Here is a 12,969-nt window from a genome sequence, read left to right on the forward strand (position 1 = left end):
GCTTCCAACCTTCAACCCTCGCTCGGGGCATCCTGGCCGGTGGCCGGGAACATGCGGGAATGTGTCCCCGTCGTAGTCCCCTGCGGCAGGACGAGGCGCGAATGCTGTCGTGCTCCTGATCGAAGCGTAGAGCGGTCTACCGAATCCGGACAGAGTTGCTCTGCCTGGGATCTCTGATTCCCGTGTGGGCAAGGGGTGTTGATGGTTCGGGTGCGTATCAGCGGTGCGGAGCCTTCTTGTGCTGTCTGCCATTAGATTCACTGTCAGAGAAGTCGAAATGACCGGGTTCGATGTCAAACGACTCGATTGGGTGACAAAGGACAGCTGACGGTGTCGTCGAGACAAGATCGCCGGCTGCCTGGGGCCGATATATCGGCCCCAGGCAGCCGGCTCAGGGGTGCAGCCCGCCCTCCTGCCCGCCGCAGTCACCGCACATGCCGAACCGAGTGAACGCCGGACGAATCCAGAGTCCACGTGGGCCTGATGTCCAGCTCTTCCTCGAAGAGTCGCTCGCACTCACGAAATGCCCGGTGGGCACCCGCCGAGTCGCCTGCGGCGAGGCGGGCCGCCGCCACTACTTCGTAGGCCGGTTCGACGAACGGGTCATGGGCGAGGAGACGGCGGCAGGCGGCGATGGCCGCTGTGTGGTCGCCGGCTTCCAGCAACGATTCCGCGGTCGCCAGGGTGAGTTCGGTGAAGCGGACCGCCAGCTCGTCGCGCACGGGAATCGCCCACTCGAAGGCCGGATAGTCGTGGAGGAAGGGCTGTTGGTAGGCGCCCAGCACCTTCTGGCCTTCTGCCGGGTCGCACTCCGCGGACGCCAGCAACTGATCGGCGTGTGCGCGGAATTCGTCGGCGTCGACGGTCACGCTGTGCGGGTCGAGCCAGATCCGGTCCGCGGAGGTGCGCACGAATCGGGTGGGCTCGCGCGGCGCCCGCTCGGGTTCGAGCACATGGTGCAGCGCGTGCAGGGCCACCCAGAACCTGACGCTCGCCTTCTCGCGTGACAGCTCCGGCCACAGTTTGTCGTGCAGCTCCGCACGGCTCTGGGAGTGGCGCTCGCTCGCGCACAGAAGCAGGAGGATCTCGATCGCTTTGCGCCGCCCGAACGACTCCGCGGTCAGGGTGACGCCTCCACGGTCGACCGCGAACCCGCCGAGTGTCGTAATGCGCAGTACGGACTGCGCCGGTGGGGAGGGGTGGGTGATGGTGCCGCCGGTCGGCGGGCTGATCCTGTCCTGCAGGTAGGCCGCGTGGGCGGCGGCGCACCGCTCCGCCCGCGCCGCGTCGAGCCACGCCCGTCGGACGGCTTCATCGGTGATCCCGAGCCAGCCGGGGGTCAGCCAGATGTCGGTGAGGTTGAGGTCCACCGTGCGGGTCAGCACGTCCTGTGCCCGCGCGGCGAACGCGGCCCGGTCCCCCTCGGCGAGGTCCAGCGACGCCAGCCATTGGTCGCAGAGCAGCGGCACGAGCGCATCGCCGCACTCGTGCGCCAGCTCCCGGGCCTCCTTGAGCCACGTGCGGGCCGTCGGGTCGTGCCGGCTCGCCAGTGCGGCGCCGATCGCCAGTCGGGCCATGGCTTCGAGGTAGCGGTCTCCGGCAGCGGCCAGGATCTCGACCGCGTCGATCCCGAAGCGCAACGTGTCCTCAGGCCGCCCCATCCGATCGGCGAGGACCGTCAGGCCCATGAGGGGCTCGGCCCGGAAACGGTCGACGCCGAGCCGCTCGGCGAGTTCGAGGGATTCCAGGAGGTGCTGGTGGGCCTGGCGGACGTCGGTGGGTCCTGAGCCGGTGATGAGGGCCAGCCCCAGGCGACCGGTCGAGACGCAGGTGAGCAGCGGGGAGCGCAGGTCTCGCCCCAGGCCGATCCCGACCCGGGCGTGCTCGGCTGCCCGGTCGGCATGCCCCAGGAGTGCGTGCATCCAGGCGAGCAGAGCCGAGCTCTCGCGGTGGGCCATCGGGATGCGGCTGTGGTCGTCGGTGAACCGCTCCAGCAGGCTGCGGGCCTCCAACAGCCTGCCCTGACGCACCAGCAGGCGGGGGCGCAGTGCGGCGGTGTGCGCGTCATCCGCGCGGTCGAGCAGTCGGGCGGCATGGGCCAGGCGGCCACGGTTGATCTCGTTCTCGATGCGCGGCGCGAGAAGGTCGTGCTCGTGCGGGCCGACGGCCGTGAGGCGTTCGAGGACCTGCTCGGCGCGCGCGGGGTGCACGGTGTCGAGATGAACGGCGAGCTCTGCCCGCAGTGCTTCACCGAGGTCTTCGCCCGCTTCGGGGCCGATTTCGGGGCCGGCTTCGGGGCCGATGAGCTGTGCGGCCCGGCGCGCGAGGTCGATGGCCTCGTCGAACCGGCTGCTCAGGCGGACCGCGTGACTACGGGCGACGAGGAGCTTCGCCTCCTTGAGCGGCGCCTGCGCCACCTGCGGGCGGGCCCCGCGCTCCGCACTGCGCCGCAGCTGCTCGAACTCCGGAGTGTCCTCGACCTTGGTCTGGATGAAGAGCACGACGGGGAACAGCAGGACGCTGGAGAAGAACGGGACGCGCCATCCCCAGCTCAGGAAGGTGTCGTCGGAGGTCAGCTTGGTGGTGAGCAGGAAGGCGGAGTTGCCCAGGATGATGCCGAGCGGCACGCCCATCTGCCCGAACGTCCCGGCGAACCCACGCCGCTTGGGGCTCGCCGACTCGGTCAACAGCAGCACGATGCCGCCCCATTGACCGCCACAGGCCAGGCCCTGCGCGAACCGCAGCACCACCAGCAGCAGCGGCGCGGCCACACCGATGGTGCCGGCACCGGGCAGGCAGCCGATCAGGAAGGTGGCAAGACCCATGCCCAGCAGGGCGACCACGACAACGGGCTTGCGCCCGTGCCGGTCCCCGAGGTGGCCGGCGATGGCTCCGCCGATCGGCCTGGCCAGGAAGCCCGCCCAGAACGTGCTGAACGAGAGCAGCGTCCCCGTCAGCGCGGAGGAGTGCGGGAAGAACACATGAGGAAACACGAGGGCGGCGGCGGTGCCGTACAGAAAGAAGTCGTACCACTCGATCGAGCTGCCGAGCAGACCGGCGGCGAGCAGTTTGCGCTGCGCGCGCCCAGGTAGCTGGTCGGGCCCACTGACGAGTGGCGGCGGGCCTGATTCATGGTGGGTCTTCATGTGCGGCCCTACTTTCTTGGTCGTGGGTTTGAACTGATCATTCGTAGATCGGTGGCCCCAGGGGTTCCGGGTATGGCTGTCATGTGCGCGCCCTCAGATGGCTGAAGGAGCTTGGCCGCCCGGAGCCCCGCGACGACTCGACCGCCAATTGGGAGATGCGACTCGATCGCTGTGTAGGGCAACGTCGGCGAGGTCGTCTGCTGGGCTTTGAACGCGCGACGATCTGGCGGAGGTGACCGTGCCCCGGATCTGGGCCGGAGTGGACATCGGCAAGGAACATCACCACTGCGTGGTGATCAACACTGACGGCGAACGGCTGCTGTCCCGCCGGGTCCTGAACGACGAGACAGCTCTGCTGGAACTGATCAGGGACGTCCTGGCCCTCGACGAAGACGCGCTGTGGGCAGTCGACCTCTACCACGGCGGGGCCGCCCTGCTGATCGGGCTGCTGCTCGGCCAGGCTCAGCCGATGGTCTACATCACCGGCCTGACCGTGCACCGCGCCTCGGCCTCCTACCGGGGAGAGGGCAAGACGGACGCCAAGGACGCCTTCGTCATCGCCGACCAGGCCCGTATGCGCCGCGACCTGGGGCCGCTGCGCCCCGGGGACGAAATCGCGGTTGACCTGCGTACTCTGACCACGCGCCGCGCAGACTTGGTGGCCGACCGCACTCGCCAGATCAACCGGCTGCGGGCTCAACTGCTGGAGATATTCCCGGCGTTGGAGAGGTCTCTGGACCTGACTAACAAAGGTCCGGTCATGCTGCTGACGGGCTACCAGACTCCGGCAGCGATCCGCCGCAGCGGCGTCAAACGCATCGAGACGTGGCTGCACAATCGCAAGGTCCGCAGCTCGAAAGCGCTCGCCAGGACCGCCGTGGAGGCCGCCGAGGCCCAGCACACGGCCCTGCCTGGCGAGAAGCTGGCCGCCGCGATGGCGGCCCGCCTCGCGAAGGGGGTGATGGCCCTCGATGAGGAGATCGCCGAGCTCGACGCCTTGATCGAGGCCCGGTTTCGCGAGCACCCGCATGCCGAGGTGATCCTGTGCCGTTCGGAAACTCATCGCTGCTGCTCGGAGAGGGTCTGGCGCGCCACTGTGAGCTCCTGGAACCCTGTCCGGATGCTCGTCTCACTGGTGTATCACGTGGCGCGGAAGCTGCTGTCGGTCCCGGCGGTGCTGCTACGCCGACGCGCGGCAAAGGATGCTGAGTTGCTGGTGCTGCGGCATGAGAACGCGGTGCTGCGCAGGCAGCTCAAGGGACTGGTGCGGTATGCGCCGGCGGACCAGCTGTGGTTCGCGGCGTTGTCTGCGCTGATCCCGCGGCGTCGGTGGGCGCGCGTTTTCCCGGTGACGCCTGCAACTGTGCTGGCGTGGCACCGCAGACTTATCGCGCGCAAGTGGGACTACAGCAAGCGCCGGAGCAGGCCGGGCAGGCCGGGCAGGCCGCCAACCGCGAGCGTGGTGAAGGCGTTGGTGATGCGGCTGGCCCGGGAGAATCCGCGGTGGGGCTGCCGTCGGATCCAAGGTGAACTCGTTCGTCTGGGGCATTCGATCGGCGCCACGACGGTCTGGGAGATCCTGACGGCGGCCGGAATCGATCCCGCCCCGCGCCGCGGCGGGCCGACGTGGCATGAGTTCCTGACCGCGCAGGCCGAGGGCATCATCGCCTGCGACTTCGTGCACATCGATCTCGTCGATCTGCGCCGGGTGTACGCATTGGTCTTCCTCGAGCACGGCACGCGCCGCCTGCACATCGCCGGCGTGACTGCCCATCCCACCGGGCCCTGGACGGTGCAGCAGGCAAGAAACCTGGCCATCGAGTTGGGTGTGCGGGCAGACTCGCTGCGTTTCCTGCTCCGCGACCGGGACGCGAAGTACACGGAGTCCTTCGATGCAGTCTTCGCGGCCGACGACATCGAGGTCGTGAGGACCGCGCCGCGAGCTCCTCGGATGAACGCGCACTGCGAACGGGTCATCGGCACCCTGCGGCGCGAGGTCCTCGACCACCTGCTGATATGCAGCGAGGCCCACGCCCGACGGGCCCTGGAGGCCTACGCCCGGCACTACAACCGTCATCGCCCGCACCAGGCCCGGGGACAGCTTCCACCCCTCGCCCACAAGCACCCAGCGCCCCCGACCGACCTGGCCGCGCGTCGACTCCTCCGCACCCGAGCGCTCGGCGGCGTCATCAACGAGTACGGATACGCAGCCTGACCAGCAGCGACTAGTTTCCGAACGGCACAGGCGCGCGCCCGCCCCGTGCGCGCTTGATTCGTGGGGCGAGGAGATCTGACGGATGCGCAGTGGGCGGTGCTTGAGCCGCTGTTACCGAAGGGTAAGAAGCCGGGCCGGCCAGCTATATGGACCCGGCGACGACTGATCGACGGCATACGGTGGCGGACCCGAACCGGGACACCTTGGCGGTCGGCAAAGAGCTTGACGGTGCGGGAGGTCATGCGGGGTTGACGGCCGATCGCCCTCCGGCTGAGCCCGGCCGCCGCCCAGGGAGAGTGGATCCCTATTTGAAGAGTCGGTCCCCGCACCGTCCGCCGTCACCACGCAAGCAGCGCTTCGCGGGCAACGAGCTGCGCTCCAAGGCGGGTCTGCCGGTGCTGAACCGGCCGAGTACCTCAGCGCCGAGGCCGCCTACCGGCAGACGCTGAGCGCGGCCGGCCTACCCAAGGGCTTCTACGACAACCCGGCCGACTTCACGAAGTGGATCGCCGACGACGTTTCCCCCACCGAGATCAAGTCCCGCGCGGACCTGGGCCGTGGCCGCCACGAGCCAGGCCAACCCGCAGTACAAGCAGGCTCTGTTCCAGATGTACGGGGATCAACGAGGCCGATCTGACGGCGTACTTCCTCGACAGGAAGCGAGGCGAGCCGATCCTCAAGAAGCAGGCCGCCGCGGGCGCCATCGGCGCCGCGGCCATTCGCCGCGGCTTCGGCGTCAATACGCTCGACTTCGAGGGCTACGCGACGCTGGGCATCACGGCCGACCAGGCCGAGCAGGCGTACGCACAGATCGCCGAGGGCTTCGAGTCGATGCTGGGCATCGCGGGCCGCTACGGGACCACCTGGAGCCAGCGGGAGGCCGAGCAGGAGGTCTTCACGCCCGGCGCGGCCCGCACGGTCGGCGGCCAGTCGGCGGCTGAGAAGGGCCGACGCCTCAAGTCGCGGGAGCGGGCGCTGTTTTCCGGGGGCCGGGGCTCCTCGACCCAGGGTCTCAACGCGGGGTACTTTCAAACTTGATGAGCGATTGGTTTCTTGGGCGTAGCCAGGGCACGGCGGCAAAGCGCCAGCCGCGCCCTGACTACCGCTTTATGACCGGTTGATCAGCTTCTTCACCTCAGGGGGAACCTCCTTGCCGGAAAATACTGCCGTGAGCACAGCTTCTTCCGGTGTCTCCCCGACCGCGATGGCTACCTTTGGCGAGATGCCCTTCACGGCATAGGCGTTCTCAGCAGCCAATTGCGTTCCATCCTCCTGGCCGCCGGTGTCATTACAGGGCGGTGGCGTTGCCGTACCGAGCTTCGAGCCGACTCGGAACTCCACATTCGCGACGCTCGTGTAAGTGCGGTCATCATAGGTAAAGGCACGAGGGCAGACGCCTTCACTCTTTGCCTCAGTACCATCAGAGCCGCAGGCTGCTGCTGCGGACAGCATCACGAGTGCCATCAGCGCGGTACCTGCGCAACGTCGAGCGCGTCCCATCGTGCCTCCTAGTAGATGCTCCTGAGACCGTTAACGTCGCCTTTGCCGAGCGTCCTCATCTTCGTAGAGCAAGGGCCGGCGGCCGTATACATGGTGAGGTTTTCATGCCCTGAACCAACATGACTCAGACCGAACACATGCCCAGCTTCATGTGTGCCGACTGACAAAATGTCATACTTCCCGATGCAGCTGGTGGTTGGCTGCTTCGTGAAGTCAACGTCATGTGTGTTGAAGCGGACATCCGCTTCCCGAAGGTCGTTCTTTGCTCCCGGTGTGGGCCAGGTCCACGCACACGTCGAAGCGAGGGCACCTTCAAGGTTTCCCGCATCCCAAGTGCTCTTTCCGTCGCGGGCCGTGCATGTGCCGTGATCGCTGATGTCCGCCTCGTACGTGGTAGTTCCCGCGTAGTGGGCCGTCGCGGGAACCTGATCGGTGTAGCCACAGTTGTTGACGCTGCCTTCGATGCCATAGATCGCGTTGGTGAAGTACCAGATTGCGTCGCCCCGCGTCATACCGCCAGGCATTCCTCCGTCACCCACATACCAGTTGTAGGTGCCATACTCCTTCCGGTCCGCCGTTGCGTAGGCGCCGTCACTGCACGCGCCAGGGGAGCTAGTGGCGTCCGCATCAGCCACCGCGACTCCCTCAGGATCCACCGGATCGGGGTCGGTACCGTCCGACTCGTCCGTGAGGTCGGCTGTTGTTGTGCTCGGACGGACTACGTCAGCGCGGTCCGATCCAGCACTCGGCGATTCGAAATTGCTCTCAGACAGGTCGTAGGAGATGAGGCCGTCCGCAGCGACCGCTAGCTGAAACCCGTGCGATGTCCCGTCCAGAGCGAGCATGTCGATGGATACAGCAGTCTCAGCCTCAGGAATCGTTACGCCAGTGCCGTCGTAGGTGACGACACGGCCAACGAGATCGCAGGCCTGCACATGCATGCCCGCCGGTATCTGGTTGACCGTCAATTCCCCTTCATCAGGCGGGCATACATCTGGGCCTGCCTGTGCGCTAGTCGCCACGCTCACCACCGACACCGCCATCGCAAACGCGATCGCGGTTCTACCTATGAGTCTTCGAACACGTCCAGACACACGCCACCCCCACTTGGTTGCCCTCTGCGGGCATCGATCAGACCGCAGCAAGATATCGATCAATTTGCCGAAAGTTAGAGCAAGATTCAGTCACCGTTGGTTGCTAGCCGCCCTAGATGGCGCATTTTGGCTCCTGCTCGCACAGTCCGCGCCGACGGACCGACCGGCCCCGTCCGCGACTAACGAGCTCGTGCATGGTTGGCGGTGGCGCTGCGCGTTGAGCATCGGGGAGGCTCGCGAGGTCTGGTCATGGGGTGTGACCGGGAGTGAGCGTAGGTGCTCGCGGCTGACGGCGATTCCCACCGGGTAGGTCCCGGTGTCCAACTCGGCGTGAACGTGCAGGCCGGTGCGGGTGCGGGTCGCGGCGATGCTGTTGACCAAGACTTCGCGGCTGGTCAGCGGCCTGCCACGCCAGTTCATGGTGATGTGGGAGAACAGCCGGTGCTCGATCTTGTTCCATTTCGAGGTGCCAGGCGGAAAGTGGCAGACAGTCACCGTGAGGCCCATCTGGGCGGCGAACGCGGCGAGTTCGGCCTTCCATAACCGGTAGTGGTAGCTGTTGGACCCTCCGCAGTCCGCGGTGATCAGCAACCGGTCCGCATCCGGGTAGTCCACCCGGCCACGGGCGCGCCACCAGCGGCGGATCGACTCGACGGCGAACACAGAGGTGTCGTGATCGGTACCGACGTTCACCCAGCCGCTGTCGTGGGCCAGATCGTAGATGCCGAAGGGTATCGCCACCTCGATGTCGGGGCCGATGAAGTAGAAGCTGTGGTCCTCCACCTGCACCGGATCGCCTGCGGGGCGCCATTGCCGTCCCGGGTTCGGCAGCTGCCCCAGCTGCTCCTTCTTCTTGGCATCAATGCTGATCACCGGCTGACCGCCGGACTGATGCTCCTTGACCTGTTCGTTGATGTGGCAGAACTGCGCGTCCCGATCGGGGTGTTGTTTACCCTCCAACGTTTTGGCACTGGCCTGCAGACTGAAGCCCTGCCCCTTCAGCAGCCGACCGACCGTCGGAGCGGAGACCGGGTGCCCTTGCCGGGTCAGCTCCTCGGCGAGGTTGCGCAGGGACTTGGTCGTCCAACGCAGCGGAGACATCGGATCGCCCCGCTCGTCCGGCTCCACCAGCTGCAGCAACGCCGGAACCAGGGACGGATCTTGTTCCTCGGCGGGCTTGCGGCCGCCACCCCCGGGACGCCGGACGCCCCCGTCCCGCAACGGATCCTCACCGGCCTCCAGCTCGAACACACCGTTTGCGGACCGTGGTCTCGCTCACGCCGGCCACCCGTGCCACGGCCCGTACCCCACCATGTCCGAGCAGTCGCGCCTCCTGCCCCAGCATCAGACGCCGCTGGCGCTCGTTCAGATGCGGCAACACGACCTGGAACCGCAGCGCGAGCTGGTCCAGAACGTCGTCGGCGAAGCTCATACCAGAGCAACGGGCTTGTCCTATGAAAGCAACGGGTTGTTCCTTGACGGCTTCACTTCGTCCGAGACGTCTTCAGCGTGATCGAAAAGGGCTCAGGCGAGATGGTGGCGGCAACGATCCGCACCATCTTCGCGCAGACCACCGGCGAGGCCGTCCGCGCCCAGCTGAACGTGGTGGCTGACATGCTCGGACGGCAGTTCCCCCAGGTCAAGACCATGCTGCTGGACGCCGCGACAGACATCACCGCGTTCGCGGACTTCCCGCCGGCCCACTGGAAGAGGATCTGGAGCACCAACCCGCTGGAACGGCTGAAGCGGGAGATCAAACGGCGGGCCGACGTCGTCCAGGTCTTTCCCAACCCCGGCGCCCTCGACCGCCTCGCCGCTGCGGTCCTGGCCGAACTCCATGACGAATGGCAGGTCTTCGACCGCCGCTACCTCTCCGAAGGCTCCATGTCCGAACTCCTCAACCCCAAACCCACCAAGGACGACCGCCAACTTCCCCCGCCAGAACCGAATCAGCTCGGCAAGTGACTACACCACTTCATGGGACGTGACCCGGCCTTCAACGAGGACGTCGCGGGCGCTGCGGAGTCTGGCCCGCCACCGCCGCTGCGTTGCACAGCTGCCGAGGCATACATCAAGTGCTCCGGGCAGAGAGGCGTCGGCTTGTCGGCCGGCGGGCGGGCCGACGCTGCGGGGGCGGGCGCACACGTCCGTAGGGCGCACTCAGCGGCTGCTCAGCGGCTTGCCGTACTTCTGAGCCGTGGACAGATACGGGAGGCCGAGCGTGCGGGGCGAGAAGGCCGCCGAGCCGCCGGCCGAGCCGCCAGGGAGGAGCCATACAGCGCCCAGGGATGCGTTCTCGCCAGGGGATCCGACCGAGACATCCGCTACACCGTCGGCGTTGTGGTCACCCGAGGCGACCGCCGCGCCGAAGGTGTCGCCCGCCTCGGCGACGCCCGGGACACCGGGCGTGTCCTGGTTCCAGGAGACTGCCCTGGCAGCGCCGCCAGCGCCGAACAGGCCCTGAGCGCCTCCGTAGAGCAGCCAGGCGGCTCCCGCACCCGTTCTGCTTCCGATGGCCTCGCCGGGAGCGCCCGCGATCAGGTCGTCGCGGCCGTCGCGGTTGACGTCGGCGACGGCGAGGGAGGCACCGAAGCGGTCACCGTCCTCGGCCACACCCGGGACGCCCGCCGTGTCCTGGTTGAGGGTCTGGGCACGGCTGCCGAACGAGCCACCCGCGGCACTTCCGTAGTGGATGTGAATGCCGCCCCCCTTGGCGAGTCGCTCGGGGCCGCACGGGTCGTCGATGTTCTCGTCGGCGATCTCGCGGCATTCGCCGAGCGCCAGGTCGTCGTGGCCGTCGCCGTCGAAGTCGCCGGCGGCCAGGGCACTCACGCCGGCGTTGTCCGTGTTCCAGAAGTTGGCCATCTCGGACCGGTCGGCGTCCCACTTCCACAGACGTACGTGGGACTGCGTGTTGGGGTCGCCCGCGGTCCAGTACGCCACGGCCAGGTCGTCGCGGCCGTCGCTGTCGAAGTCGCCGGTGGTCAGGACGGGGGCGCGGCCACCCATGGGAGCGGCGACGACGGTGGTGATCATGCTGTCCTCGCCCTGGATGACACGAGCGACGACCTTGTCGGTACCGCCGATCACGATCACCTTGTTCTCGCCGCCGGTCAGGTCGGCCGCGACGATCGATTTGCCGTATCCCGCGGATGGCGCCGGGCCGGTGAGAACGCTGGACCCTGGGCGCGTACCACTCTTCGCGCCGCCCACGCCAATGACCATGCCCGCGTCCGTACCGCGGTCGGTGACGTCCTCGCCGGGGACACCGGCGAGCAGTTCCGCGATGCCGTCGCCGTTGAGGTCCGCCAGGGCCACGGACGCGCCGAAGCGGTCGCCCGCCTCCGGGGTGCCGGGAACCTCGGGAGTGGCCTGGGTGACACGGATGCTTCCGTGGGCGCCGATGCCCCTCGGGCCGCCCCAGACCACGTTCACGTACCCGGCCTTGGCCTCGCCGGCCACGGTCCCGTCCGGGACGCCGACGGCGAGGTCCGCGTAGCCGTCGCCGTTGAAGTCGCTCGTGGCGGTACGGGGTGCGGCAGCGGTGGCCCCGGGCGGGAACACGAACCCGGCGGTCGCCGCAGCGGCGGCTGCGATGGCGTACGTCAGGATGCGGCGGCTGTGTGGCACGGAAGCTCCCACTCGGTCGACAGGGGTACGGGACATCTGGTGTGACCGCCGAAAGGCGCGGCTGGTTGTACGGCGTTCATCGGTAGTTGGTGCAGGGTTCACGGTGGGCCGGCGAAACTCGTCCAGTCCTGCCCAGCAAGTTCCCTCTCGACCAGACGCATAGCTCGACACGCTGAACGGTGGTCGCGAGGCCCATCGACACGCCCGGTGCGGCCACAACTCGCGAACATCCCGGCACCGGCAGATCAACAACTGCTGACGAGTGGCAGGTCTTCGCCGCCGTTACCTCTCCGAAGAGTCCGTGACCGAGCTCTTCAAGAAGGAACAGCCCGATCGCCAGCAGCAAATCCCCGGGCATGCAGAACCGGATCGACTCAGCCCGTGACTACACCACTTCGTGGGACACCATCATCCGGCGCGACCACCACAGCGGCATGAGGATGCGAGTGATTTTCTATACGCACTTGTTTGGGGACCAGGGTTCCAAGTTCTCTTGGCCCCACTGGTGTGTCGTAGGGGGCGTGCGTCTTGAACCGTTCCGGGTTCGATCGAGACTGTAGATCTTGACTGTGACCTGGGGTTTCGTGGTTGCTCGGTAGTAGTTGTTCTCGTATTCGACGGGTGGGATGTGCCCGATTTCACCGTGGAGTCGGCGGTGGCAGTACCAGTCGACCCACTCGGCGGTGGCCAGCTCGACCTCGGAGAGTGTCTTCCAGGGGCGGCGGGGCTTGATCAGCTCGGTTTTGAACAGGCCGATCGTGGACACCATCAGGGAGTTGTCGTAGGCGTCGCCGACTGAGCCGATCGACGCGGCGATGCCTGCTCGGTCGAGGTGCTCGGCGAGTGCGAACGATGTGTACTGCTCAGATTCAACTGGTCGATGCAACACCGTCTTGTTGGAGCAACTGTAGGTGCTCGTTGAACGCTTCGGCGGGTGTCTTCCAGTCGAGTGTCTTTCGAGGCCTGGAGTTCAGGCCACTGGCAGGCCCAGTCCAGCATGCGCTGGTACTCCTGGAGCGTCACGTCGATGCGGATCGATGCGAGATCACGGTTGGTCTCGGGATCGACGGCCGTGGCCGTGTGGGTCGACTTGTGCGGATCGATGCCGATCAGCATCATGGCGTTCCTCTTTCTCGGACGTCGGGTCAGTGGAATCCGCAGCTGACATCCCGACTTCGAGAAACGTGGGGTGGCCGATGCTCATGCCTCTGTTGAGTCAAGCCGCGAACGGACACCGGGCAGGTCGACACACCCAAAGAGAGCCAGCCCTCGCGAGCGGCAGGAAGTACTCGAGTCAGCCTGCCCGGCGTCCTGCGGCACGTTACGGGCGGCCAACCCGATCACGAACACCGCTACCCCGATACAAGTCGGAAGTACTGCCGCA

8 protein-coding genes and 3 pseudogenes are annotated in these 12,969 nt (G+C 67.1%); 5 read left to right on the top strand and 6 right to left on the bottom strand.

What is annotated here, in order from left to right:
• Window positions 1–425: 425 nt before the first annotated feature.
• On the bottom strand, window positions 426–3,146 hold the full coding sequence (locus tag OHA58_RS02920; RefSeq protein ID WP_405476051.1) for an MFS transporter: 2,721 nt from the start codon (window positions 3,144–3,146) through the stop codon (window positions 426–428).
• A 238-nt stretch (window positions 3,147–3,384) separates the two neighbouring features.
• Between OHA58_RS02920 and OHA58_RS02925 the strand changes: the two are divergent.
• From OHA58_RS02925 to OHA58_RS02940, 4 genes and pseudogenes are all read left to right on the top strand, one after another.
• A pseudogene (locus OHA58_RS02925) lies at window positions 3,385–4,188 on the top strand (IS110 family transposase); the annotation flags it as partial.
• A gap of 78 nt (window positions 4,189–4,266) precedes the next feature.
• Complete coding sequence (locus tag OHA58_RS02930; protein WP_405484726.1) at window positions 4,267–5,361, top strand: integrase core domain-containing protein; 1,095 nt, start codon at window positions 4,267–4,269, stop codon at window positions 5,359–5,361.
• A gap of 60 nt (window positions 5,362–5,421) precedes the next feature.
• Window positions 5,422–5,613, top strand: coding sequence for a transposase (locus tag OHA58_RS02935; protein ID WP_405476054.1), 192 nt, complete (start codon window positions 5,422–5,424; stop codon window positions 5,611–5,613).
• Window positions 5,614–5,862: 249 nt separating this feature from the next.
• The gene (locus OHA58_RS02940; RefSeq protein ID WP_405476057.1) at window positions 5,863–6,399 is read left to right on the top strand and encodes a hypothetical protein; all 537 of its coding nucleotides are present in this window, start codon (window positions 5,863–5,865) and stop codon (window positions 6,397–6,399) included.
• A gap of 69 nt (window positions 6,400–6,468) precedes the next feature.
• Here the strand turns inward: OHA58_RS02940 and OHA58_RS02945 are convergent, their stop codons facing one another.
• The 3 genes and pseudogenes from OHA58_RS02945 to OHA58_RS02955 form a co-directional block, all read right to left on the bottom strand.
• Entirely contained in the window at window positions 6,469–6,825 is a 357-nt protein-coding gene (locus OHA58_RS02945) for a DUF6281 family protein (RefSeq protein WP_405476060.1), read from the bottom strand.
• Window positions 6,826–6,869: 44 nt separating this feature from the next.
• The gene (locus OHA58_RS02950) at window positions 6,870–7,829 is read right to left on the bottom strand and encodes a matrixin family metalloprotease (RefSeq protein WP_405476063.1); all 960 of its coding nucleotides are present in this window, start codon (window positions 7,827–7,829) and stop codon (window positions 6,870–6,872) included.
• A gap of 372 nt (window positions 7,830–8,201) precedes the next feature.
• Window positions 8,202–9,387: pseudogene (locus OHA58_RS02955) on the bottom strand (ISAzo13 family transposase); the annotation flags it as partial.
• Window positions 9,388–9,434: 47 nt separating this feature from the next.
• On the opposite strand from OHA58_RS02955, the pseudogene OHA58_RS02960 reads away from it, so the two are divergent.
• Window positions 9,435–9,920, top strand: a pseudogene (locus OHA58_RS02960) (transposase); the annotation flags it as partial.
• Between the two features lie 195 nt (window positions 9,921–10,115).
• Here OHA58_RS02960 and OHA58_RS02965 read toward each other — a convergent pair.
• Entirely contained in the window at window positions 10,116–11,585 is a 1,470-nt protein-coding gene (locus OHA58_RS02965) for an FG-GAP-like repeat-containing protein (RefSeq protein WP_405476066.1), read from the bottom strand.
• Window positions 11,586–12,039: 454 nt separating this feature from the next.
• A complete protein-coding gene (locus OHA58_RS02970; protein WP_405476068.1) occupies window positions 12,040–12,471 on the bottom strand; it encodes an integrase core domain-containing protein in 432 nt (143 codons plus the stop codon).
• Window positions 12,472–12,969 lie beyond the last annotated feature (498 nt).

Source organism: Streptomyces sp. NBC_00009 (genome assembly GCF_045040855.1).
Classification (GTDB): Bacteria; Actinomycetota; Actinomycetes; order Streptomycetales; family Streptomycetaceae; genus Streptomyces; species Streptomyces aureus.